The sequence below is a fragment of the Mycolicibacterium pulveris genome, assembly GCF_010725725.1.
Classification (GTDB): Bacteria; Actinomycetota; Actinomycetes; order Mycobacteriales; family Mycobacteriaceae; genus Mycobacterium; species Mycobacterium pulveris.
This window is the reverse complement of record NZ_AP022599.1, coordinates 3,868,387-3,892,631: the sequence shown is the minus strand read 5'-3', so window position 1 is coordinate 3,892,631 and position 24,245 is coordinate 3,868,387. Positions and strand designations below refer to the sequence as shown.

General features: G+C 68.3%; 23 protein-coding genes. 6 read left to right on the top strand and 17 right to left on the bottom strand.

What is annotated here, in order from left to right:
- Positions 1 to 83: 83 nt before the first annotated feature.
- From G6N28_RS18840 to clpS, 9 genes are all read right to left on the bottom strand, one after another.
- On the bottom strand, positions 84 to 854 hold the full coding sequence (locus G6N28_RS18840; protein WP_163902900.1) for a cyclic nucleotide-degrading phosphodiesterase: 771 nt from the start codon (positions 852 to 854) through the stop codon (positions 84 to 86).
- Positions 855 to 927: 73 nt separating this feature from the next.
- Positions 928 to 1,776: a glutamate racemase gene (gene murI / locus G6N28_RS18835; protein ID WP_163902898.1), complete on the bottom strand. Its 849-nt coding sequence runs from the start codon at positions 1,774 to 1,776 to the stop codon at positions 928 to 930.
- Positions 1,773 to 2,459: a rhomboid family intramembrane serine protease gene (locus G6N28_RS18830; protein WP_163902896.1), complete on the bottom strand. Its 687-nt coding sequence runs from the start codon at positions 2,457 to 2,459 to the stop codon at positions 1,773 to 1,775. The genes murI and G6N28_RS18830 overlap by 4 nt, the downstream gene beginning before the upstream one ends.
- Positions 2,450 to 3,424 carry a cysteine synthase gene (locus G6N28_RS18825; RefSeq protein ID WP_163902894.1) on the bottom strand — a complete coding sequence of 325 codons (975 nt, stop codon included), beginning with the start codon at positions 3,422 to 3,424 and terminating at the stop codon, positions 2,450 to 2,452. Before G6N28_RS18825 ends, G6N28_RS18830 begins: the two co-directional genes overlap by 10 nt.
- 2 nt (positions 3,425 to 3,426) lie before the next feature.
- Positions 3,427 to 3,708, bottom strand: coding sequence for a MoaD/ThiS family protein (locus tag G6N28_RS18820; protein ID WP_163902892.1), 282 nt, complete (start codon positions 3,706 to 3,708; stop codon positions 3,427 to 3,429).
- Entirely contained in the window at positions 3,705 to 4,148 is a 444-nt protein-coding gene (locus G6N28_RS18815; RefSeq protein ID WP_179962114.1) for a M67 family metallopeptidase, read from the bottom strand. Before G6N28_RS18815 ends, G6N28_RS18820 begins: the two co-directional genes overlap by 4 nt.
- A gap of 76 nt (positions 4,149 to 4,224) precedes the next feature.
- Positions 4,225 to 5,247, bottom strand: coding sequence for a P1 family peptidase (locus G6N28_RS18810; protein ID WP_163902890.1), 1,023 nt, complete (start codon positions 5,245 to 5,247; stop codon positions 4,225 to 4,227).
- Positions 5,248 to 5,284: 37 nt separating this feature from the next.
- Entirely contained in the window at positions 5,285 to 5,869 is a 585-nt protein-coding gene (aosR, locus tag G6N28_RS18805; RefSeq protein WP_163902888.1) for an oxidative stress transcriptional regulator AosR, read from the bottom strand.
- Between the two features lie 7 nt (positions 5,870 to 5,876).
- On the bottom strand, positions 5,877 to 6,179 hold the full coding sequence (clpS, locus tag G6N28_RS18800) for an ATP-dependent Clp protease adapter ClpS (RefSeq protein ID WP_163902886.1): 303 nt from the start codon (positions 6,177 to 6,179) through the stop codon (positions 5,877 to 5,879).
- A 75-nt stretch (positions 6,180 to 6,254) separates the two neighbouring features.
- Here clpS and G6N28_RS18795 point away from each other — a divergent pair, with 75 nt between their 5' ends.
- From G6N28_RS18795 to G6N28_RS18785, 3 genes are all read left to right on the top strand, one after another.
- Complete coding sequence (locus tag G6N28_RS18795; RefSeq protein ID WP_163906400.1) at positions 6,255 to 7,556, top strand: nicotinate phosphoribosyltransferase; 1,302 nt, start codon at positions 6,255 to 6,257, stop codon at positions 7,554 to 7,556.
- Between the two features lie 50 nt (positions 7,557 to 7,606).
- Complete coding sequence (locus G6N28_RS18790) at positions 7,607 to 9,556, top strand: ATP-dependent DNA helicase (protein ID WP_407664975.1); 1,950 nt, start codon at positions 7,607 to 7,609, stop codon at positions 9,554 to 9,556.
- 105 nt (positions 9,557 to 9,661) lie between these two features.
- Positions 9,662 to 11,101 carry a neutral zinc metallopeptidase gene (locus G6N28_RS18785; RefSeq protein ID WP_163902884.1) on the top strand — a complete coding sequence of 480 codons (1,440 nt, stop codon included), beginning with the start codon at positions 9,662 to 9,664 and terminating at the stop codon, positions 11,099 to 11,101.
- A 114-nt stretch (positions 11,102 to 11,215) separates the two neighbouring features.
- Here the strand turns inward: G6N28_RS18785 and G6N28_RS18780 are convergent, their stop codons facing one another.
- The 3 genes from G6N28_RS18780 to glgP all read right to left on the bottom strand — a co-directional run bounded on the left by G6N28_RS18780 (position 11,216) and on the right by glgP (position 15,576).
- Positions 11,216 to 11,977 carry an MspA family porin gene (locus tag G6N28_RS18780; RefSeq protein WP_163902882.1) on the bottom strand — a complete coding sequence of 254 codons (762 nt, stop codon included), beginning with the start codon at positions 11,975 to 11,977 and terminating at the stop codon, positions 11,216 to 11,218.
- Between the two features lie 105 nt (positions 11,978 to 12,082).
- Positions 12,083 to 12,931, bottom strand: a complete 849-nt coding sequence (locus G6N28_RS18775; protein WP_163902880.1) for a virginiamycin B lyase family protein — start codon at positions 12,929 to 12,931, stop codon at positions 12,083 to 12,085.
- Positions 12,928 to 15,576, bottom strand: coding sequence for an alpha-glucan family phosphorylase (gene glgP / locus G6N28_RS18770; protein WP_163902878.1), 2,649 nt, complete (start codon positions 15,574 to 15,576; stop codon positions 12,928 to 12,930). Before glgP ends, G6N28_RS18775 begins: the two co-directional genes overlap by 4 nt.
- Before the next feature lie 197 nt (positions 15,577 to 15,773).
- Here glgP and G6N28_RS18765 point away from each other — a divergent pair, with 197 nt between their 5' ends.
- Together G6N28_RS18765 and glgB are read left to right on the top strand one after the other, a co-directional pair.
- Positions 15,774 to 17,861 (top strand): alpha-1,4-glucan--maltose-1-phosphate maltosyltransferase, encoded by a 2,088-nt coding sequence (locus tag G6N28_RS18765; RefSeq protein ID WP_163902875.1) that lies wholly within the window; start codon positions 15,774 to 15,776, stop codon positions 17,859 to 17,861.
- Between the two features lie 2 nt (positions 17,862 to 17,863).
- Complete coding sequence (gene glgB, locus G6N28_RS18760) at positions 17,864 to 20,074, top strand: 1,4-alpha-glucan branching protein GlgB (RefSeq protein ID WP_163902873.1); 2,211 nt, start codon at positions 17,864 to 17,866, stop codon at positions 20,072 to 20,074.
- Between the two features lie 132 nt (positions 20,075 to 20,206).
- Here the strand turns inward: glgB and G6N28_RS18755 are convergent, their stop codons facing one another.
- The 3 genes from G6N28_RS18755 to G6N28_RS18745 are packed head-to-tail and all read right to left on the bottom strand — an operon-like array spanning position 20,207 to position 22,722.
- Positions 20,207 to 21,100 carry a tetratricopeptide repeat protein gene (locus G6N28_RS18755; RefSeq protein ID WP_179962113.1) on the bottom strand — a complete coding sequence of 298 codons (894 nt, stop codon included), beginning with the start codon at positions 21,098 to 21,100 and terminating at the stop codon, positions 20,207 to 20,209.
- 13 nt (positions 21,101 to 21,113) lie between these two features.
- Positions 21,114 to 21,497, bottom strand: a complete 384-nt coding sequence (locus tag G6N28_RS18750) for a DUF3817 domain-containing protein (protein ID WP_163902871.1) — start codon at positions 21,495 to 21,497, stop codon at positions 21,114 to 21,116.
- Positions 21,498 to 21,540: 43 nt separating this feature from the next.
- Positions 21,541 to 22,722: an acetyl-CoA C-acetyltransferase gene (locus G6N28_RS18745; RefSeq protein WP_163902869.1), complete on the bottom strand. Its 1,182-nt coding sequence runs from the start codon at positions 22,720 to 22,722 to the stop codon at positions 21,541 to 21,543.
- 82 nt (positions 22,723 to 22,804) lie between these two features.
- Between G6N28_RS18745 and mce the strand changes: the two genes are divergently transcribed.
- The gene (gene mce, locus G6N28_RS18740) at positions 22,805 to 23,281 is read left to right on the top strand and encodes a methylmalonyl-CoA epimerase (protein ID WP_163902867.1); all 477 of its coding nucleotides are present in this window, start codon (positions 22,805 to 22,807) and stop codon (positions 23,279 to 23,281) included.
- On the opposite strand, the gene G6N28_RS27185 is transcribed toward mce, so the two are convergent.
- Positions 23,278 to 23,574, bottom strand: a complete 297-nt coding sequence (locus G6N28_RS27185) for an Rv1322 family protein (RefSeq protein WP_235674628.1) — start codon at positions 23,572 to 23,574, stop codon at positions 23,278 to 23,280. The genes mce and G6N28_RS27185 overlap by 4 nt on opposite strands.
- Positions 23,574 to 24,245 (bottom strand): endonuclease NucS, encoded by a 672-nt coding sequence (gene nucS, locus G6N28_RS18735; RefSeq protein ID WP_163902864.1) that lies wholly within the window; start codon positions 24,243 to 24,245, stop codon positions 23,574 to 23,576. Before nucS ends, G6N28_RS27185 begins: the two co-directional genes overlap by 1 nt.

Here is a 24,245-nt window from a genome sequence, read left to right as displayed (position 1 = left end):
TCATCACCGAGATCGACGTTTTGGCGCGTTCTTCTCGCACTTTGGCGCCCAAATGTCCCGTTGGGCGGAAATAAGGCGTGCGGCTACGGCTTGCGGGGGACGTCGAACGTCTCCCCGCACACCACCGCGTGCACCGGGCCGTGGAACTCCGCCTTCGCCTCGCTGATCACGTCCTCGCGTGACGTCCACGGCGGAATGTGGGTCAACAACAGCTCGCCGACGCCGGCCCGCGCGGCCGCCCGGCCGGCCTCGGTGCCCGACAGATGCAGGTTCGGCGGCCGGTCCGGTGAATGCGTCCACGACGCCTCGCACAGGAACACGTCGGCGCCGCGGGCCAAGTCGATCAGCGCGTCGCAGTAGCCGGTGTCGCCGCTGTAGACGAACGTCGCACCGGACGGATCGATGAACCGCAACCCGTAGGACTCGGTGGGGTGGCAAACAAGCTTCGGCACCACGGTCAGCGAGCCGATGGTCACCGGTTGATCGTGCACCCAGTGGCGCACCTCGAAAACGTCAGAGAAGTCATCGATTTCCCCGCCCTCGGGTGAGGACGCGGCACCCAGCCGTGCCCAGGTGTTCGCCGGGCCGTAGAGCACACCGGGTTCCTTGGCCGGCGACGGATGGTAGCGCCGCCACACGAACAACCCGGGAAGGTCAAGGCAATGGTCGGCATGCAGATGCGAAAGCAGCACGTGCACATCGTTGGGGTCGGCGTAGCGTTGCAGCGCGCCCAGTACGCCGCCCCCGAAATCGACGACCAGTGGCGGAGTATCCGGCGCGGAGATCAAATATCCCGAGGCTGGCGAATCAGGCCCGACGACGCTGCCGGAGCAGCCGAGAACGGTGATTCGCACGCACTCTAGCTTGCCATGCCCGCCACGCGTCTGACGAAGACATCGCCCGTTTGCAACCCTTTCTTGCGGTAAATCACTTCCCGGCGCCGACGTGACGTTGCACAGGTCGAACACCGTCAAGCGACGGACCGAGGAATCGGGCCGCCAGTGTGGTGAACGACTCAGGATCGCCGGTCGCCTCGAAGACGCGCTGCGCACCGCCGGCGGCCGGATCCTCCGGGTGTGGGCGCAGCAAATCGAGTTCGGTGAGCACCCGCAGCAAGTCCTTGGCGGTTTCCTCCGCGCTGGACACCAGGGTCACGTGCTCGCCCATCGCCAACTGGATCAGACCCGACAGCATCGGGTAGTGCGTGCAGCCCAGCACCAGCGTGTCGACCTCGGCGCGTTGGAGCGGTTCCAGGTAGCCCTCGGCCAGGCCGAGCACCTGGCGTCCGCTGGTCACCCCCCGCTCGACGAAGTCGACGAACCGCGGGCAGGCCACCGCGATCACCTCGGTGTCCCGCGCCGCCCCGAAGGCATCCTGATAGGCCCCCGACGCGATGGTCGCCTGCGTGCCGATGACGCCGATGCGGCCGTTGCGGGTCGCGGCCACCGCGCGTCGCACCGCGGGCAGGATCACCTCGACGACGGGCACCGGGGCGTAGCGTTCCCTGGCGTCGCGCAGGCACGCCGACGACGCCGAGTTGCAGGCGATCACCAACGCCTTCACCCCGCGCGCCACCAGATCGTCGCCGATCGCCAGCGCGTGCGCGCGGATCTGCGGGATGGTCAGCGGCCCGTACGGCCCGTTGGCGGTGTCGCCGACATAGAGGATGTCCTCGTCGGGCAACTGGTCGATGATCGCGCGGGCGACCGTCAACCCGCCGACCCCCGAGTCGAAGATGCCGACCGGGAGCGCCGCGCGGCCCGACGGCTCCGTCACGACGGCAGGCGCGGCGACTGGACCGGCCGCCGCAGTGCGCGCGCCTTACGTTCGGGCCCCGACAGCAGGTAGGCGGCGACGACGCCGGCGACCGCTCCGCTCAGATGCCCCTGCCAGGAGACACCGGGGGTGCCGGGCAGCACGCCCAGCAGGATGCCGCCGTACAGCAGCAACACCACCACACCGATCACGATCTCCCAGATGTTGCGCGTGAAGAAGCCGAACACGATCAGAAACGCCAGCCAGCCGAAGATCAGCCCCGACGCGCCGATGTGGTTGGTCTCGCAGGACACCCCGACGTACGGGCAGTGCACGCCGACGTTGCCGATCAGCCAGGTGCCCAGGCCGCCGAGGATCCACACGATCGCCGTGGCGAAGATGAACCGCGACATGCCCGCCAGCGTCATCAAGAAGCCGAGCACCAGCGCGGGAACGGAGTTGGCGATCAGGTGATCCCAGTCCGAGTGCAGCAGCGGCGCGAACAGGATGCCCAACAGCCCGTCGCTTTCCAGCGGCCGGATGCCGTTGTTGTCCAACCGATGTCCGGTCAGCGAGTCCCACAGCTCGATCAACCACAACAGCACGACGAAGCTGACGATCGTCAGGCCGCCGACCACCCAGGCGGGGCGCTTCTTGCGCTGCGCGGGCCCGGCCGCGCCGGGATAGCCGCCTGTCACGCCCATAGCTGTCCTTCCAGCGCGTCTTCGGCCTCATCCAGGCTACCGGCGTAGGCGCCGGTGGACAGGTACTTCCACCCGGCGTCGGCGACGACGAACGCGATGTCGGCCCGCTCACCCGCCATCGTCGCCTTGGCCGCCATGCCCAGCGCGGCGTGCAGCACCGCGCCGGTGGAGATACCGGCGAATATGCCTTCGACCTGGACGAGTTCGCGGGTGCGCCGAATGGCGTCATAAGAGCCGACCGAGTAGCGGGTGGTCAGCACGTCGGGGTCATACAGCTCGGGGATGAACCCCTCGTCGATATTGCGCAGCGCATACACCCCTTCGCCGTATCGGGGTTCGGCGGCCACGATCTGCACACCGGGCACCTGCTCACGCAGATATCGGCCGGTGCCCATCAGCGTGCCCGTGGTGCCCAGCCCGGCCACGAAATGGGTGATCTCGGGCAGGTCGGCGAACAGCTCGGGGCCGGTGCCCTCGTAGTGCGACAGCGTGTTTGCCTCGTTGCCGTACTGGTAGAGCATCACCCACGACGGGTTTTGTCGCGCAAGCTCTTTCGCGTGCGCGACCGCGGTGTTCGACCCGCCTTCGGCCGGCGAGAAGATGATGCGCGCGCCGTAGAGTTCGAGCAGCTGACGGCGTTCGATCGACGTGTTCTCCGGCATCACGCAGATCATTTGGTAGCCCTTGAGCAGCGCGGCCATCGCCATCGAGATGCCGGTGTTGCCGCTCGTCGGCTCGAGGATCGTCGCCCCCGGCGCGAGCAGGCCGCGTCGCTCGGCGTCCTCGATCATCCGCAGCGCGGGCCGGTCCTTGATGGAGCCGGTCGGGTTGCGGTCCTCGAGCTTGGCCCACAACCGCACGTGGGGGGCGCCGTCGGCCTCGTCGTCCCATCGCGGCGACAGCCGCCGCAACCCCACCAGCGGGGTGTTGCCGAGCGTGTCCAGCAGCGATTCGTAACGCGCCAAGATCAACCGCCGGCGACGGCGGGCAGGATGGTCACCGAGTCGCCGTCGGAGATCGTGGTGTCGAGCCCGCCGGAGAACCGCACGTCTTCGTCGTTGACGTAGATGTTGACGAAGCGGTTCAGCTTGCCCCGATTGGCCTTGTCCATCAGCCGTTCGCGGATGCCCGAATAGTTCGCCTCGAGGTCGTCGATCACCGCCGCCAGCGTGTCACCGGATGCGGTGACCCGCTTTTCTCCGCCGGTGTGGGTGCGGAGGATGGTCGGAATCGAGACGTTCACGGTCATGGTTGCTCCTCATACTGCTCGACATACTGCTCGACGATCTTGACGGGTTCCTCGGTGACGACACCATCGACGATGCGGTAGCTGCGTAGCTCGTGCTCGTCGGGGTCGCGGGTGGACACCAGCACGTAGTGGGCGTCGGGTTCGAAAGCCAAAGAGATGTCGGTGCGGCTGGGGTAGGCCTCGGTCGCGGTGTGTGAGTGGTAGATGACGACGGGCGCCTCGCCGGCCTGCTCCATCGCCCGCCACACCTTCAACTGCTCCATCGAGTCGAAGCGGTAGAACGTCGGGGACCGTTCGGCGTTGGTCATCGCGATGAACCGCTCGGGCCGATCGGAGCCCTCCGGCCCGGCGATGATCCCGCAGGCCTCGTCGGGATGGTCGGCACGGGCGTGCGCGACCATGGCGTCGACCAGGTCGGCCCGAATCACCAGCACAGTCATTCCCTTTCTGTCGCAAAACTGTATTCCAGCGGCCAAACGCCGCTTGAGGCGCTGCTGGAATGCCGGTTCGGCGACGTCACCCGAACGCTCCGGGCAACAGGTCCCGGTACGTCGGTATTCCGGCCACCGACTCCGCCGCCAGCACACCGACCAGCACCGCACGGGCCAGACAGTCCGCGGCGGCCGCGCCGATCGCGGTGACCAGCGGCGTCTCCGGCGACATCGACGCCGGGGTTTCCGGGTCGAGCGGCACCTCGACGGCGCCGGTGGCCAGCGCAAACACCGTATCCCCATCGAGTGGGGTGTGGCACGGCCGGATGGTGCGGGCCAGCCCGTCGTGCGCGGCGACGGCGACGCGGGCGCATCCCGCCTTGCTCAGCACCGCGTCGGTGGCCACGACGGCGATGGTGGTGTTGAGCGGGCTGAACTCGGTGTGCCGGTCGGCGTAGGCCGCGAGCTGGTCGGTCGGCGGCGCCACCAGGCCCAGCGTTTCGATGTCCTCGGCCAGCCACGGCAGCCCGGTCGCGCGGTCCACCACGTCACCGGCCGAGTTGACGATCACCACCGCCCCAACCGTCACGCCCGACTCCAGCGTCGTCGACGCGGTGCCGACGCCGCCCTTGAGGACGCCGGCCCGGGCGCCGGTGCCCGCGCCGACGGTGCCGACCGCGACCTCGGTACCGGCGTTGCAGGCGGCGGTGTACCCGAACTCCGCCGTCGGCCGGCAACCCCAGCCGCCGACGGGCAGATCGAAGACCACCGCGGCGGGCACGATGGGCACCACCCCGCCCTCCAGCGCCACCCCGCGGCCCTGTTCCTCCAGAAACCGCATCACGCCGTCGGCGGCGGCGAGCCCGAACGCGCTGCCGCCCGACAGCACCACCGCGTCGACGTGGCGCACGGTGTTGCTCGGGTGGAGCAGGTCGGTCTCGCGAGTGCCGGGCGCACCGCCGCGGCCGTCGACGGCGCCGACGGTGCCTGGCGGGGCCAGCACCACCGTGGTGCCACTGGCCCAGCCCGAGCCCAGCGTGGCGTCGGCGTCGACGCGGTGGTGTTGTCCGACGAGGACGCCGGCGACATCGGTGATTGAACCCGTCACTGTGTGCTCTTTTCGCGAGTGTGTCCGCACGCGCCGATCAACGCGGTTTGCCCATGAGCCCGAGGACCAGATACTCCTGCAGCACGGTCAGCCACTGGTACACGTCGAGGTGCCCGGCCAGCGGGTGATCGGCGGGCAACGCGTCCGGCCCGCCCGCCTTGACCCCGAGCATGGTGCCCAGCGCCAACCGCATGTCGTTGACCGCTGCGACCCAGGCGTGCGCGTCGTCCTCACGCAGTTCGAGCTTGCCGCCATCGCGCGGAAGGGTCTCCAGAAGCTGCTGTGCGGCTTGAATTTTCGCGTCGATGATTTCGGGCTCGTGCAGGCTGCGCAGCGCGCTGTTGAGCGACTCGACGGTGCCCGAACCGGCGGGATGGTCGGTCTGGGAGCGGTAGAAGTCGGGCAGCAGGCGTTTCATCGTCTCGTCCTGTGGCGGCGCGGAATTCCCGGTGCGCATTCCGGTGATCTGTTCGAGTTCGTCTGCAGGAGCAGAGGATTGGCGCTCGTCGAGCATGCCGATCATGGACGTGGCGAGGCTGTGCAGCAGCGCCGCCTCGTGTGCGGCGAGCGCCGAGCGGAAGCGTGGGCCGTCGGGAGTGTCGACCCGCTTCCATTTACGCACTGTTCTGTCAGCGGTCCTGCTGCATTGTCGCCCACAAACCGGCGGCATGGAGTTTGGACACGTCGACCTCCATCGACTCACGACTGCCCGCCGACACCACGGCCTTGCCTTCGTTGTGCACCTGCAGCATGAGTTTGGTCGCGTGCGGCTCGCTGTAGCCGAACAGCTTCTGGAAGACGTACGTCACGTAGGTCATCAAGTTGACCGGGTCGTCCCAGACGATGGTCACCCAAGGAACATCCGTCGCCTCGTACGTGGCGACATCACGCTCCTCGTGCGTCCCCGGTCGGGCCTTGGCCGGTGTCACCATGTGTTTAAGGATAGCCGGGGCGTACTTGCGGCTTTGAACTACTACGGTTGCGGTGTGGTCTCGACGTCCACGGGGATGTCCCTGGCTTTGCTCACCGACAAATACGAGCTGACGATGCTCGCCGCCGCCCTGCGCGACGGGACGGCCCACCGCCGGACCACGTTCGAGATCTTCGCGCGCCGCCTGCCCGACGGACGCCGGTACGGCGTGGTCGCCGGAACCGCCCGGTTCGTTGATGCGTTGGCACAGTTCACGTTCGACGACGAGGCGCTCTCGCTGCTTTCGGACTTCTGTGACCGCGAGACCCTGGCCTATCTCGCCGACTACCGGTTCAGCGGTGACGTCGACGGATACGGCGAAGGTGAACTGTATTTCCCGGGCTCGCCGGTGTTGTCGGTGCACGGCACCTTCGGGGAATGCGTGGTGTTGGAGACCCTGGCGCTGTCGATTTTCAACCACGACAGCGCGATCGCGTCGGCGGCCGCTCGCATGGTGTCGGCGGCCGAGGGACGCGCGCTGATCGAGATGGGCTCCCGGCGCACGCACGAGCAGGCCGCCGTCGCCGCCGCGCGGGCCGCCTACCTGGCCGGGTTCACCGCCTCCTCCAATCTCGAGGCGCAGCGCGTCCACGGCGTTCCGGCGGTGGGCACCAGCGCCCACGCATTCACGCTGCTGTACACCGCACCGGAGGGGCGGCCGAACGAGAAGGCGGCGTTCAAGGCGCAGGTCGAGGCGCTTGGCGCGGACACCACGCTGCTGGTCGACACCTACGACATCACCGCCGGGGTGGCCAACGCCGTCGAGGTGGCCGGTCCGGAACTCGGCGCGGTGCGCATCGACTCCGGCGATCTCGGCGTGCTGGCCCGTCAGGTCCGCGACCAACTCGACCGGCTGGGCGCGCACCGCACCCGCATCGTGGTCTCCGGCGATCTGGACGAGTTCGGCATCGCCGCGCTTCGGGCCGAGCCCGTCGACATCTTCGGTGTCGGCACCTCGTTGGTGACGGGCTCGGGCGCGCCGACCGCGGGCATGGTGTACAAGCTCGTCGAGGTCGACGGGATGCCGGTGGAGAAGCGCAGCAGCCACAAGGAATCCCACGGCGGGCGCAAGCAGGCGACACGACTGGCCAAGACCACCGGCACCGTGGTCGAGGAGGTGGTCCATCGGTACGGGGAACCGCCTGCCGGCCAGCGTGGGCTGGCCGAGCGACCGCTGACCGAGCCGTTGGTGCGCGGCGGCGAGCCCGTCGGCGATCTCAGCCTGGAAACCGCGCGCGAACGGGTCCGCGCCGGGCTGAAAAGCTTGCCGTGGCACGGTCTGGCGTTGTCCCGAGGCGAGCCGGCGATCCCGACCCGCATGGTCGCGCGCGCAACATAGGAGGCACCACGAGAGACGTCACAGACCTGCTCGCGACGGCGGTCGCCTCGTTGGGCGGGAGTCAGCGCAGCGGCCAGATCGAGATGGCCGAGGCGGTGGCGCACGCCTTCGACACCGGTGAGCACCTTGCGGTCCAGGCCGGAACCGGCACCGGCAAGTCGCTGGCCTATTTGGTGCCCGCCATCGCGCGGGCCCTCGAGATCGACGAACCGGTCGTGGTGTCCACGGCGACCATTGCGCTGCAACGCCAGCTCGTGGACCGCGACCTGCCTCGGCTGGCGAAGTCGCTGACCGATGCCCTGCCCCGGACCCCGTCGTTCGCGCTGCTGAAGGGCCGCGGAAATTACCTGTGCCTGAACAAGATTCACAACGGAGCCGCAGCCGAGCCTGAAGACCGGCCGCAGGAAGAGTTGTTCGAGCCGATGGCCACAAGCGCGCTGGGGCGCGACGTGCAGCGGCTGATCGCGTGGTCATCCGACACCGACACCGGAGATCGCGACGAGTTGACGCCCGGGGTGCCGGACCGGTCGTGGTCGCAGGTGAGCGTGTCCGCGCGAGAGTGCATCGGGGTGTCGCGGTGCCCGTTCGGCACCGACTGCTTCGCCGAACGGGCCCGCGAAAAAGCCGGCGCTGCCGACGTCGTCGTCACCAACCACGCCCTGTTGGCCATCGACGCGATCTCGGATGCGGCCGTGCTGCCCGAACATCGCCTGTTGGTGGTCGACGAGGCGCACGAGCTGGTCGACCGGGTGACGTCGGTGGCGACCGGCGAGCTGTCGGCGACGTCGCTGGGCGTGGCGCAGCGGCGGGCCGCGCGTCTCGTCGACGCCGAACTCTCCCAACGGCTGGAGGCGGCGACCGCAACGATCTCGTCGGCCATTCACGACGGCACGCCCGGGCGCATCGACCGGCTCGACGACGAGCTGGCGACGTATCTGACCGCGCTGCGCGACGCCGCCCACCAGGTGCGCTCGGCGATCGACACCAGCCCCAGCGATCCGAAGGCCGCGTCGGCGCGGGCGGAGGCGGTCACCGCGCTGACCGACGTCGCCGACACCGCGTCGCGCATCCTCGACTCGTTCGTGCCGGCCATCCCCGACCGCAGCGACGTGGTGTGGCTGGAGCACGAGGACAACCGCGGTAACGTGCGCGCGGTGTTGCGGGTGGCGCCGCTGTCGGTGGCCGGGCTGCTGCGCGACAGGCTGTTCGAGCACTCGACCACGGTGCTGACGTCGGCGACGCTGACCATCGGCGGCACGTTCGACGCGATGGCCTCGGCGTGGGGGCTGGACGGCGAGGACACCAAGTGGCGCGGCATCGACGTCGGGTCGCCGTTCGAGCACGCGACGTCGGGCATCCTCTACGTCGCCGCGCATCTTCCGCCGCCGGGGCATCGCGGCAGCGGGGCCGGAGCCGCGGAGTCGGCGACATCCAACGCCGAACAGCTCGACGAGATCGCGGCGCTGGTCACCGCGGCGGGCGGGCGCACCTTGGGCCTGTTCTCGTCGATGCGGGCGGCCAAGGCCGCCACCGAGATCATGCGTGAGCGCCTCGACACCCCGGTGCTGTGTCAGGGTGAGGACACCACCTCGGCGCTGGTGAAAAGGTTCGCCGAAGACCCCGAGACCTCGCTGTTCGGCACGTTGTCGCTGTGGCAGGGCGTCGACGTGCCGGGTCCGTCGCTGTCGCTGGTGCTCATCGACCGCATCCCGTTTCCGCGACCCGACGATCCGCTACTGACCGCGCGCCAACGCGCGGTGGCCGCTCGCGGCGGCAACGGGTTCATGGCCGTGGCCGCCAGCCACGCGGCACTGCTGTTGGCGCAGGGCGCGGGCCGCCTGCTGCGCACCGTCGAGGACCGCGGCGTGGTGGCGGTGCTGGATTCGCGGATGGCCACCGCGCGCTACAGCGGGTATCTGCGCGCGTCGCTGCCGCCGTTCTGGGCGACGACCGATCCGATCCGGGTGCGCGAGGCGCTGCAGCGGCTGCGTGACGCCTGACCTTGTTTGCGATTTGCGCCGAGATCGACGTAATGGCGAAATTCACTCGCACTTTCGCGCCCAAATGTCCCTTTGGGCGAAGTCAGGCGTATTAGGTATATCCCCATGGGGCGACGACACCTGGTGGGCGCGGTGATCGCGGTGGCGTCGACGCTTCTTGTGGCCGGCTGCTCGACCACGCTGCAGGGCAGGCCCGTCTCGGTGTTCGCCGACCCGTTCCGGGTCGCGGGCATGCCCGCAACCGACGGGCCCTCCGGGCTGCGGTCCGACGCCGGGGAACCGACGCGCAAGGTACAGGGCACCGACGACAGCGACATCGACGAGCTGGCACGCCAGGCCGTCAGCGATGTCGAGGAGTTCTGGGAGGGCGCGTTCAGCGAACCGTTCGGGGGGACGTTCCGCCGGGTCAAGGCGCTGTACTCCTGGGACGCCAACGGCTTCGACAACGTCGAGTTCTGCGGCGAGGACACCTACGGCCTGGTCAACGCCGGTTTCTGCCACGACGACCGGACCATCGGGTGGGATCGCGGCGAGCTGATGCCCGACCTGCAGCGGGCCTACGGCGACATGGGCGTCACGATGGTGCTGGCCCACGAGTACGGCCACGCCGTGCAGCGTCAGGCCGAGATGGCTGACATCGCCACCCCGACGCTGGTCGCCGAACAGCAGGCCGACTGTCTCGCCGGGGTTTACATGCGGTGGGTGGCCGAGGACAACTCTCCGCGGTTCACCCTGTCCACCGGTGAGGGCCTCAACAACGTGCTGGCCGCGGTGATCGCGTTCCGCGACCCGTTGATGACCGAGATCGATCCCGCGGCCGGCATCGACGAGCACGGTTCGGCGTTCGAACGGCTCTCGGCGTTCCAATTCGGTTTCACCGACGGTGCCGCCGCATGCAAATCGATCGACATGCGCGAGATCGGCCAGCGTCGCGGTGACCTGCCCGTGCTGCTCGGCGCGGACGAAACCGGCGAGTGGGAGGTCAGCGAGTCGTCGGTGCGCGCGATCGTCGACGCGCTGGACATCCTCTTCCGGCCCGCCGACCCGCCGCGACTGAGCTTCGCGCCGGCCGACTGTCCCGACATCCGCCCGAGCGCGGCGGTGTCGTACTGCCCGCCCACCAACACGATCGCCGTCGACCTCGACGAGCTGACCGAGATGGGCACCCCCGCCGACACCGCCGGTGCCGGCGGGCTGGCCAGCGGCGACAACACCGCCTATTCGGTGCTGGTGTCGCGGTTCATGCAAGCCATCCAGCACGAGCAGGGCGGCGTCGCACTCGACAACGCCGCGGCTGCGCTGCGCACCGCCTGCCTCACCGGCGTGGCCACCACGAAGCTGTCCCGGTCGGTCACCACCTCCGACGGCCACACCGTCACGTTGACCGCAGGCGATCTCGACGAGGCGGTGTCGGGCATTCTCACCAACGGCCTGGTCGCCAGCGACGTCAACGGCGAGTCGGTGCCGTCGGGGTTCTCCCGGATCGACGCGTTTCGCGTCGGGGTGCTCGGCGACCAGGAGCGCTGCTTCAAGCGCTTCGACTGACCCCCGCGGTGTCCCGCGGCCGCCGGTTTGCTTACCGCAGCCCGCGAAATAGCATTCCGGGTCGCCAATTCGCACGCGCGACGACCCGGAATGCTATTTCGCCCGGAGGAGGGGCTAGACCTTCTTGGTGACGCCGTACCAGGCCAGCACCGCTTCGGACATGTCGGTCGAGCGGGTCAGGAACGCATAGGAACGGATGAAGGACTCGCCGACGCAGCCGTCGATCCTGACCCGGAAGTTGCTCACCTTCACCCACGGGTCGGCGCCGGTGAACTCCTTCTTCGTCACCGGGACCACGTTGACCAGGCCGGGCTTGAGCCCGACGGTGATGCCGCCGCCGATGTTGGCGCCGACGGTCGGCAGCACGCCGATCTCGATCGGGCCCGCGGCATCGATGCCCAGGATTCCCATCGACGGGTTGATGCCGGCGGTGCCGGTCAGCGAGACACCGTTGGACGTGCTCATGTCGATGCCGCAGCCGATCTCGTAGCCGACCTCGAGCGTGCCTCCGGCCGGGGTGTCGTCGGGGCCGGTGATCGAACCGGTGTAGGTGCCGCCGACGACGTATTCGCGGGTCGACAGCGCCGTGGTGAGCGGCGGGATCGGAGCTTGAATCTCGTCGTCGGCCGACAGGGTGAGCGTCCAGCCGTCGGGGGTGTCCGTCACCGCCGGCGGCGTGGACTCGACCGCGCCGTCCGGCGGCGTTGGTGCGTCGTCAGGTCCCGGCGCGGCCTCCGGCGTCGGTGCCGCCGGGGCGACGTCGACGACGGGCCCCACGACCGGTTCGGCCGCTGCCGTCCCGGCGTCCAGGCCACCGATCACTCCCCCGATCGCCAACACAGCGATGCCGCGCCGCAGTCCAGTTCCAAGAGCCACTGCTGAAGTCCTTCGCCACACGCGCCACACGTTGTGTCAATTGACGCACTGTCAGGCAACCTACCCGGGCCCTCGAGGTCGTTGAACAGGTGTCCAGATAATTGCTCAGATCGGCATCCGCAGCACGAACCCCGCCTCGAGCGCGACCCACGGGGCGCCGTCGGGGCCGATGGCGATTCCGTGCGGCTCGCTGCCCCGAGGAAGGTCGATCGTGACGATTTCACCGTCTTCGCTGACCCTGGCGATCTGATGGGAGCCCCACAGACTGACCCACACCCCGTCGCCGGGGTCGGCCACCACCGCGTGCGGCTTGCCGGGCAGGTCGATCTCCTGGATCGCGTCCTGCAACGGTATGCGGCCCAGCTTCTCGGCGGATATCTCGGTGAACCACACCGCGTCATCGTGGGTTGCGGCGATACCCACGGGTCCGGCCGCGGCAGTTGGCAATTCCCGCACAGTCAACCCATCAGCCGGTGACAGCCGGCCGATGGCGTTGGCCTGGTTGAGGGTGAACCACAAGGCGTTGTCGGGCCCGGTTGTGATCATCGACGGTGCCCCGCCGACGGCATGCCATTCGGTCACCTCCCCGTCGACCGAGATCCGGCCGATTTCACCGGACGTCATGGCGGTGAACCACAACGCGCCGTCGGCACCGGCGGTGATGCCGTAGGGGCCGCGGTCCTCGCCGAGAGGAAACGCGTTCAACTCGCCCGCCGTGCTGATCCGGCCGATGTGGTCGTCACCGGTGCGGGTGAACCACAACGCGCCGTCGGGGCCGGCGGTGATGATCGACGGGCGACTCTGCGGTGCAACGGGATACACCGTGACATCGCCGGTCGTCGTCACGCGCGCGATGGCACCCGCGTGCACCAGCGTCACCCACAGCGCGTCGTCAGCGCCGGCGGCCAGCCCGTAGGGTCCGCCGTCGACCGCAACCTTGAGCGCGGGGATCACGGGTGGGTGACGAGGCCGAGCTCGTTGTCACCGGCCAGCAGCGGATGGTGGGGCAACACCCGCACCGTGTACCCGACCGGGCCGGCGACCGGCAGCGGCGTGGTCGTCGAGAATCTGGCGTTGCCACCCTCGGTCGTGCCCGTGTGCTGCATCGGCACGGTCACCGGATTCACCAGGTTGTTGCTCGCGTCGACGCGCCCAAGCACGGCCTGCACCGTCACCTCCTCCGGTCGCAGGTCGGCCAGTTGCACGGTCGCGGTCAAGGTGAGCTCCGAGCCGAGCAGCGGGGTGTCCGGCAGCCCCGAGCTGTCGACGTCGGTGATCTGGATCTTCGGCCAAGCGTCCTCGGCTCGCCGCCGGTAGGCCGCCAGATCACGGGCCGCGCCGAACGGTTCCCCGTCCGCGCCGGGTTGCACCGTCTTACGCAGGGATTGGCCGGCGGGCGCGTAGTACTTCTCGGTGTAATCACGAACCATGCGCGACGCCAGCACCTTCGGCCCCAGCGCGATCAGCGTGTGCCGCACCATCTCCACCCACCGGGTCGGGATGCCCCGGTCGTCGCGGTCGTAGAACTTCGGCGTCACCGACTGTTCGAGCAGGTCGTAGAGGGCGGCGGCCTCGAGATCGTCGCGCCGGTTCTCGTCGGCCAGTCCGTTGGCAGTCGGTATCTCCCAACCGTTTTCACCGTCGTACCACTCGTCCCACCAGCCGTCGCGGATCGACAGGTTCAACCCGCCGTTGAGTGCGCTCTTCATCCCGGATGTGCCGCACGCCTCCAACGGTCGCAGCGGGTTGTTCAGCCACACGTCGCATCCCCAGTACAGTTGCCGGGCCATCGACATGTCGTAGTCGGGCAGAAACGCGATGCGGTGCCGCACCTCGGGTCGATCCGCGAACTTCACCACCTGTTGGATCAGCGCCTTGCCGCCCTCGTCGGCGGGATGGGACTTACCCGCCACGATGAGCTGGATCGGGCGCTTCTCGTCGAGCAGCAGCCGCTCCAAGCGTTCGGGGTCGCGCAGCATCAACGTCAACCGCTTGTACGTCGGCACCCGCCGCGCGAACCCGATGGTCAGCACCTCGGGATCGAAAGCCGTTGCGATCCAACCCAGTTCAGCATCAGCCGCCCCGCGTTCGGCCCACGACCGCCGTAGCCGCGCCCGCACGTCCTCGATGAGCTGGCTGCGCAGCTGCGAGCGGATCCACCACATGTGCCCGGGGTCGACCTGGTGCAGCCGCTCCCACACCGCGGGTTCCCACACCGCTGGCTCCCCCTGCGGGTTGGCCCCGATCAGCTCGCGGCCCAGCTCCAACCACTGCGGCGCCGCCCAGGTCGGCGCGTGCACGCCGTTGGTGATCGAGCCGATCGGCACCTCGCTGGGATCGAAACCCGGCCACAGCCCGTTGAACATCTGCCTGCTGACCTCGCCGTGCAGCAGCGACACCCCGTTGGCCCGCTGCGCCAGCCGCAGACCCATGTGCGCCATGTTGAACTTCGTCGGATCCTCTTCGGCGCCGAACGCCACGATGCGGTCCAGCGGAACGCCCGGCAGTAGCCGCGAGGTCTCCTCCGCCGGCGCGCTCGATCCCTGCTCGTCGTCCGCGCTCTCGTCGACACCACTGCCGAAATACCGCCGGACCCTCTCCACCGGAAACCGGTCGATGCCCGCGGGCACCGGGGTGTGGGTGGTGAACACCGTGGACGAGCGCACCACCGTCAGCGCGGTGTCGAAATCCAGGCCGGCGTCGATGAGCTCCCGGATGCGTTCGACGCCAAGAAATCCCGCGTGTCCCTCGTTCATGTGGAACACCTCCGGGGACGGCCGGCCCTCCAGGTCGATGAACGCCCGGATCGCGCGCACACCGCCGACACCGGCGAGGATCTCCTGTTTGATCCGGTGTTCCTGGTCCCCGCCGTAGAGCCGGTCGGTCACCCCCCGCAGGCCGTGGTCGTTTTCGGGGATGTCGGAGTCCAACAGCAGCAACGGGATTCGGCCCACCTGGGCCACCCAGATCCGCGCGCGCAGCTGGCTGTCCCCGGGCATCGCCACCTCGACGAGCACGGGATTGCTGCTGCCGTCGGTGAGCTGTCGCAGCGGAAGGCCCTGCGGGTCCAGCGACGGGTAGCTCTCGTGCTGCCAGCCGTCGGCGGTCAGCGACTGGCGGAAGTAGCCCGAGCGGTACAGAAGCCCCACGCCGATCAGCGGCAGGCCCAGATCGGAGGCCGACTTGAGGTGGTCGCCGGCAAGGATGCCCAGGCCCCCGGAGTAGTTCGGCAACACCTCGGCCACGCCGAACTCCATCGAGAAGTACGCGATGCCGTTGGGCAGTTCAGCGCCGGATTCGAGTTGCTGCTGATACCACAGGGGACGGGTCAGGTAATCGTCGAGATCGGCGACGAGCGAGTCGAGCCGGCCCAGAAACGATTCGTCGGTCGCCAACCCGTCCAGGCGCTGGGGGCTGACCTGACCCAGCAGGGCCACCGGGTCGCAACCGACCTGCCGCCACAGGTTCTCGTCGATGGTGGCGAACAGATCCTGGGTGGGCTTGTCCCAGGTCCAGCGCAGGTTGATGGACAGCCGTTCGAGCGCGGCCAACCGACCGGGAAGATGTGCGCGCACCGTGAACCGTCTCAGGGCTTTCACGCGACTCCACCTTACTGACCTTTCGCCCCCGCGCAGTCCCAACCCTGATCGCTTCGGTGTCCGGGGGTTGGGGGGCGCATTACGGTGGGTATAGGGCGGCCAGGAGGTTCTCGAGGCGCGCGCAGACGACGCCGGACCTGGCGGTGCCGAGGACGCAAATGTCCAGGAACGTGTCCAGGAACGTAAGGAGTGGTGGGGTGACCGGTCGAATCGCAATCGACGACGTCGCACCTGTCGTTTCCGGCGGTCGGTACCCGGCCAAGGCCGTCGTCGGCGAAGTCGTGCCGGTGTCGGCGACGGTGTGGCGCGAGGGCCATGACGCCGTCGCCGCCACGCTGGTGGTGCGCTATCACGGCACCGCGTACCCGAAACTCGTCGACGATCCCCCCGGGCTGGTGCGGGCCCCGGAAGCCGTGCCCGTCGAGGAAGTGGTCACCCCGGCGTCGCGCATCAAACCGCAGCTTCTGCCCATGTCGACCGGGGAGACCCCGGACGTGTTCCACGGTCAGTTCACTCCCGACGCCGTCGGCCTGTGGACCTTCCGAGTGGACGGGTGGGGCGATCCCATCGCGACGTGGCGCAAGAGCGTGACCGCGAAGCTGGACGCCGGGCAGAGCGAAGGAGAACTGTCCAACGACCTGCTGGTCGGTGCGGGGCTGCTGGAGCGCGCCGCGGCCGGAGTGCCGAGACAGGAGCGGTTCCCGCTGATCGACGCGGCGGCCCGGCTGCGCGAGCCCGGCGACCCGTTCACCCGCGCGGGCGCGGCGCTGTCGCCGGCAGTGACCGAACTGCTGTCGCGGTATCCGCTGCGTGAACTCCTCACCCGCGGCGAGCGGTACGGCGTGTGGGTCGACCGTCCACTGGCCAGGTTCAGCGCGTGGTACGAGATGTTCCCGCGGTCGACGGGCGGGTGGGACGCCAGCGGCAATCCCGTCCACGGCACCTTCGCCACGGCGACCAAGGCGCTGTCGCGGATCGCGCGGATGGGGTTCGACGTGGTGTACCTGCCCCCGGTCCACCCGATCGGCAAGGTGCACCGCAAGGGCCGCAACAACAGCGTGACCGCGGCCCCCGACGATGTCGGCTCGCCGTGGGCGATCGGCAGTGACGAAGGTGGTCACGACGCGGTGCACCCGAAGCTGGGCACGATCGAGGATTTCGACGACTTCGTCGCCGCGGCCCGCGACGAGGGCCTGGAGGTCGCGCTGGATCTGGCGTTGCAGACCGCGCCCGATCACCCGTGGGCGCGCGAGCATCCCGAGTGGTTCACGGTGCTGCCCGACGGCACCATCGCCTACGCGGAGAACCCGCCGAAGAAATATCAGGACATCTATCCGCTCAACTTCGACAACGACCCGGCCGGGTTGTACCAGGAAGTGCTGCGGGTGGTGAAGTTCTGGATTTCGCACGGCGTCAAGGTGTTTCGGGTCGACAATCCGCACACCAAGTCGCCGGACTTCTGGGCCTGGTTGATCGGCGAGGTGAAGAACCACGACCCCGACGTGTTGTTCCTGTCCGAGGCGTTCACCCGTCCCGCCCGCCTTTACGGGCTGGCCAAACTCGGCTTCACGCAGTCCTATACGTACTTCACCTGGCGCACCGCGAAGTGGGAGTTGATCGAGTTCGGCCAGCAGATCGTCGAGCACGCCGACTATGCGCGGCCCAACCTGTTCGTCAACACCCCAGACATCCTGCATGAGAGCCTGCAGCACGGCGGTCCCGGCATGTTCGCGATCCGCGCGGTGCTGGCGTCGACCATGAGCCCGTCGTGGGGTGTGTACTCCGGCTACGAGCTGTTCGAGCACCGTGCGGTGCGCGAAGGCAGCGAGGAGTATCTGCACTCGGAGAAGTACGAACTGCGCCCGCGCGACTTCGAGGCCGCCCTGGCCGACGGCGAGTCGCTGGAGCCGTTCTTGACCCAGCTCAACGAGATTCGGCAGGTCCATCCGGCGTTGCATCAGCTGCGCACCATCAAGTTCCACCATCCCGACAATGACGCGCTGCTGGCCTACAGCAAGTTCGATCCGGTGACGGGCGACCAGGTGCTGGTGGTGGTGACGCTCAACCCGTTCGGCGCCGAGGAGGCCACCTTGTGGCTGGACATGGCGGCGCTGGGCATGGAGCCCCATGACCGGTTCTGGGTGCGCGATGAGATCACCGGTGAGGAATACCAGTGGGGCCATGCCAATTACGTCCGCATCGACCCGGGCAAGGCCGTGGCGCACGTGCTGAACATGCCACAGCTGTCCCCCGAGCACCGCCTGAACCTGCTGCGTAGGGAGTGAGCATGACGCAGACCAATCCGCGCACCAGCCCCCATCTGCGGCCGCATACCGCCGATCTCAACCGCCTGCTGGCCGGTGAACACCACGATCCGCATTCGATTCTGGGCGCCCATGAGTACGACGACCACACCGTGATCCGAGCCTACCGGCCGCACGCGCGCGAGGTGGCCGCGCTGATCGGCGGCCAGCGGTACGTGTTCACCCACATCGAGGCCGGCCTGTTCGCCGTCGCGCTGCCGTTCACCGACCTGATCGACTACCGCCTCGAGGTGGGCTATGCCGGTGCGGACGGCGAGATCCACCGGCACACCGTCGCGGACGCCTACCGGTTTCTGCCCACCCTCGGCGAGGTCGACCTGCACCTGTTCGCCGAAGGCCGCCACGAACGGCTGTGGGAGGCGCTGGGTGCACATCCGCGCCGGTTCACCACACCCGACGGGGTGGTGGACGGGGTGTCGTTCGCGGTGTGGGCGCCGAACGCCAAGGGCGTCAGCCTGATTGGCGACTTCAATCACTGGGACGGCGCCGAGGCGCAACTGCGGGTACTCGGTTCCACGGGGGTATGGGAGCTGTTCTGGCCCGGTTTCGAGGTCGGGGGCCTGTACAAGTTCCGGGTGCACGGTGCGGACGGTTCGATCAGCGACCGCGCCGATCCGATGGCCTTCGCCACCGAGGTGCCGCCGCAGACGGCGTCGAAGGTGACGCGCAGCGAGTACCGGTGGGCCGACGACGAGTGGATGCGCAGGCGCGCCGAGCACAACCCGGTGTTTGAGCCGATGAGCACCTACGAGGTGCACCTGATGTCGTGGCGGCCGGGACTGAGCTACCGGGAGCTGGCCGAGCAACTCACCGAATACGTGGTTTCCCAGGGGTTTACGCACGTCGAGCTGATGCCGGTGGCCGAGCATCCGTTCGGCGGTTCGTGGGGCTACCAGGTGACATCGTACTACGCCCCGACCTCACGGCTCGGCACGCCTGACGAGTTCCGCTTCCTCGTCGACACGCTGCACCAGGCCGGCATCGGGGTGATCATGGACTGGGTGCCCGCCCACTTTCCCAAGGACGCCTGGGCGCTGGGCCGGTTCGACGGCACAGCGCTCTATGAGCACTCCGATCCCCGCCGGGGCGAGCAACTCGATTGGGGCACCTACGTGTTCGACTTCGGCCGCGCCGAAGTGCGCAACTTCCTGGTGGCCAACGCGCTGTACTGGTGTCAGGAGTTCCACATCGACGGCCTGCGGGTCGACGCGGTCGCCTCGATGCTGTACCTGGACTACTCGCGGCCGGAGGGCGGCTGGACACCCAACATCTACGGCGGCAGAGAGAACCTCGAGGCCGTGCAATTTTTGCAGGAGATGAACGCGACCGTGCACAAGGTGACGCCGGGCGTGGTGACCGTCGCCGAGGAGTCGACGTCGTGGCCGGGTGTCACCCGCCCGACAAACCTCGGCGGTCTTGGCTTTTCGATGAAATGGAACATGGGATGGATGAACGACACGCTGGAGTTCATCAAACGCGACCCGATCCACCGCAGCTATCACCACCACGAGATCACGTTCTCGATGCTCTATGCGTTCAGCGAGAACTATGTGCTGCCGATCAGCCACGACGAGGTGGTGCACGGCAAGGGCACGTTGTGGGGCCGCATGCCCGGTAACGACCACGTCAAGGCCGCGGGGTTACGCGGCCTGCTGGCCTACCAGTGGGCGCATCCGGGCAAGCAGCTGTTGTTCATGGGCCAGGACTTCGGCCAACGCGCCGAGTGGTCGGAGGAACGCGGTGTCGACTGGTATCAGCTCGACGAGAACAGCTACTCGACGGGCATTCAGCGCATGGTGCACGACATGAACCGCATCTACCGCGACCGGCGGGCGCTGTGGTCGCGCGACACCAGCCCCGAGGGCTATTCCTGGATCGACGCCAACGACTCGGCCAACAACGTGATCAGCTTCCTGCGCTACGGCGACGACGGCTCGGTGATGGCGTGCGTGTTCAACTTCGCAGGCGCCGAGCACACGCGCTATCGACTTGGCCTGCCGCACACCGGCTCCTGGCGTGAGGTCCTCAACACCGACGCCGACATCTACAACGGCGCGGGTATCGGCAACTACGGCGCGGTGCAGGCGACCGCCGAACCGTGGCACGGCCGCCCCGCTTCGGCGGTCATGGTGCTGCCGCCGCTGGCCGCGCTGTGGTTCGAACCCGCCGACTGACGGGCCTAGCTTCTTCTCGCCCCTCGTTCTCGCCCAAAGGGACAACCGGGCGGGAAAGTGCGAGTAGAACACGCCATTTCGTCGACCTCGGCGGGCCGGCGGGCCATCCGGGCTAGGCGGACGCGGCGGCGGTTAGTACAGCGCGTTGGCGAGCTTGCGACGGCCGGCGATCACTTCGGGGTCGGCGGGATCGAAGAGCTCGAACAGCTCGACGAGCCGCGTGCGCACTTTGGCGCGGTCGTCGCCGGTGGTCCGCTGCACCAGCCCGACCAACCGGTCGAAGGCCGCCGCGACGTTCTGCTGCAGGATCTCGACGTCGGCTGCCGCGAAGGCCAACTCGAAGTCGTCCGGCTTGGCGTCGGCGGCCACGATCGCGCCGGGCGCGTGCGACGTCGCACGCTGCAGGAAGCTGATCTGCCGCACCGCGCCTTTGGCTTCGGCGTGGCCGGGGTTGGCGTCCAGGATCGCTTGGTACGCCTTGCGTGCCGCCTCGAAATCGCCGGCGTCCAGGTATTCACGCGCCTGCGCGAGTTCGGGGTCGACCTGCTCGGGCTGCTCGGAATCACCACCGCCGGACAGCTTTCCGGCGGTGGCATTCAGCAGCGAATCGATCCACTGGCGCAGCTGCTCCGGGGGCTGCACGCCCTGGAAGCTCGACAACGGTTGGCCGGCGGCCAGCGCCACCACCGTGGGCACGGCTTGCACGCCGAACATCTGCGCCACCCGCGGCACGGCGTCGACGTTGACCGTCGCCAGCGACCATCGGCCGCCGTCAGCGGACGCGAGACTGCCCAGCGCATCACCCAATCGGGCGCTGGCGTCGCTGCGCGGCGACCACAGCAGTACCACGACGGGCACCTGGCTGGACCGAACCAGCACTTCTGCTTCGAGGTTGGCCTCGGTGATCTCCACACCACCCGATGGGGCTGCCGAACCGCCGTCGCCCGCGGACGCCCGCTGTTTGAGCGCCGACAGGTCAACCGCGCCGGCCATCGAGGCCGCAATGGAAGGTCGGGGTCGAGTCACGCCTACAAGTCTGTCACGTCGATTCGGGCGCGGGCAGGCCCGGTGGCGCCAGGGCCCCGCCGGCCGCGTCGACGCCGATCCGGCCGGTTCGATCGACCCATATGAGGAAGATCACACTGGCCAGTGGCACGATGCTCGACAGCAGCCCCAGCAACCATGTGCCGAGCGTCCACTTGAATGCGAGGCCGGCCAGCAGACCCACGGCGACGAACGCCACGAAGATCAACCCGTGCGCCATGCCGAACACCTTGACCCCGATCTCCGTCCGCGGGGTGCCGAGGTACTTGAAGTACATCCCGACCAGCAGCCCCGCCCAGCTGACCGCCTCGAGCAAGGCGACGAACCGGAACCAGCCGGCCACGAGACGAGGGGGCAAGGCGCGAGTCATGGCCGCCATTGTGCCCGAAACCGGGCCCGTTTACTACACAGCGTCGTAGGTGCTATCCCGCGCGCAGAATCAGCGCGTCGCCCTGACCGCCCGCGCCGCACAGCGCCGCCACGGCGTAGCCTGAACCCTTCCGGGACAGCTCGAGCGCCGCGTGCAGCGTGATCCGGGCCCCCGACATTCCGATCGGATGCCCGATGGCGATCGCGCCGCCATTGATGTTGACCTTGTCCAGGTCCACCCCCAGCTCCTTGGCCGAGGCCAGCGACACCGCCGAGAAGGCCTCGTTGATCTCGATGACGTCGAGCTGATCGACTGAGATGCCCTCGCGCGCAATCGCTTTCTTGATCGCGTTCGCCGGCTGCGACTGCAGGGTGGAATCCGGGCCTGCGACGACGCCGTGCGCACCGATCTCGGCCAGCCAGGTCAGCCCCATTTCGGCGGCCTTGTCCTTGCTCATCACCACCACCGCGGCGGCGCCGTCGGAGATCTGCGACGCGGACCCGGCGGTGATGGTGCCGTCCTTGTGGAATGCGGGTTTCAGCCCCGCCAGCGACTCGACGGTGGTGTTGGCGCGGATGCCCTCGTCCTGGGCGAACTCCATCGGGTCACCCTTACGCTGCGGAATCTGCACCGGCACGACCTCGTCGGCGAACACGCCGTCTTTCCATGCCGCGGCAGCCTTTTGATGCGACCGCGCAGCGAACTCGTCCTGCTCTTCGCGAGTGAACTGGTCGATCTCGTTTCGCTGCTCGGTGAGCGCGCCCATGGGCTGGTCGGTGAACACATCGTGCAGGCCGTCGTAGGCCATGTGGTCCAGCACCGTGACATCGCCGTACTTGTACCCCGAGCGGCTGTTCATCAGCATGTGCGGCGCCTGCGACATCGACTCCTGTCCCCCGGCGACCACCACGTCGAACTCGCCGGCCCGGATCAGCTGATCGGCCAACGCGATCGCGTCGATCCCGGACAGGCACATCTTGTTGATGGTCAGCGACGGCACGTCCCAGCCGATGCCGCCGGCAATCGCGGCCTGGCGCGCCGGCATCTGCCCGGCGCCGGCGGTCAGCACCTGGCCCATGATCACGTATTCGACGGCCGAGGCGGGAACCTTGGCCTTCTGCAAAGCGCCGGCGATCGCGATGCCACCGAGGTCACTGCCGGAAAAATCCTTGAGCGAACCCATGAGTTTGCCTACCGGAGTGCGTGCTCCAGCAACTATTACCGACGTCGTCATTTCTGTACCTCCAGGCATCGTCTGCGCCGATGTGACCGATCACGCATATGCAAACGGTTCTGGTAAACGTTACCGTTGCGTTATGACCGCCGAGCAGGTTGATGCCCGTCCCGCCCTCGCGAGCGCCCTCGTGACGGCGATCGATCACGTCGGGATCGCGGTGCCCGACCTGGCCGCCGCCATCAAGTGGTACCACGACCACCTCGGGATGATCGTTCTGCACGAGGAAGTCAACGAGGACCAAGGCGTCCGTGAAGCCATGCTCACCGTGCGGGGCGCTCCGGTCGGCAGCGCCCAGGTCCAGCTGATGGCCCCGCTCGACGAGACGTCGACGATCGCGAAGTTCCTCGACAAGCGCGGCCCCGGGCTTCAGCAACTGGCGTACCGCACCAGCGACATCGACGCGCTTTCCGAGCGGCTGCGCGCCGACGGGGTCAGCCTGATCTACGACGCGCCGCGACGCGGCACCGCCAATTCGCGGATCAACTTCATCCATCCCAAGGATGCCGGCGGAGTGCTCATCGAGTTGGTCGAGCCCGCCCAGGACGACGCCCACTAAGACCACCTGCGAGTCGGACCGCGGGTACCCCGGTGCGTCCAGCACGGGGTGTGCCAGTGCCGACGGTCCTCGAGCGCCCGTTCGCCGCCATCGGCGAGAAACACCACCAAATGCGCTGTGCCGAAGTGGATCTCGTGATTACACCCCGGACAGCGGTAGGTCTTGGTGGCGCGCGAGCCTGGGACCGGCCGGACTTCGTACTCGTAGCCGTCCGGGCCGATTTCGATTCGTCGCATCGGTGGCAACGACGTGGGCGTCTGCCTGCGTCGGGAGGGCCGGTCGCGCCGAGGCATCAGAACAGCCGGAACTCGTCGCTGTCCATGCCGCGCATCTGGTCGTAATCCAGCGTCACGCAACGAATTCCACGATCGGTCGCCAGCGTCCGCGCCTGCGGTTTGATCTGCTGGGCGGCGAAGACCCCGGCCACCGGCGCCAGCAGGGTGTCACGGTTGAGCAGCTCGAGGTAGCGGGTGAGCTGTTCGACGCCGTCGATCTCACCGCGGCGCTTGATCTCCACGGCAACGGCGCGGCCGTTCTCGTCCCGGCACAACAGGTCGACCGGGCCGATCGCGGTCATGTACTCGCGACGCACCAGCGTGTAGCCGGGGCCGAGCAATTCGACGTGCTCGGCCAACAACTCCTGCAGATGGGCCTCCACGCCGTCTTTGACCAGCCCTGGATCCACCCCGAGTTCGTGGCTGGAGTCGTGCTCGATCTCCTCCACCGTGATCCGCAGCTGCTCGCCCGCCTTGTTCTCCACCACCCAGACCAGCACGGGGCCGTCGAGCTGCTCGGTCAACCGGCACGGCGGGCTCATCCAGTTCAGCGGCTTGTAGGCCCGGTCGTCGGCGTGCACGCTGACCGACCCATCGGCCTTGATCAACAGCAGGCGACGTGCCGACGGCAGATGGGCCGTGAGCCGTCCGACATAGTCCACGGTGCACTGGGCGATGACGAGACGCAC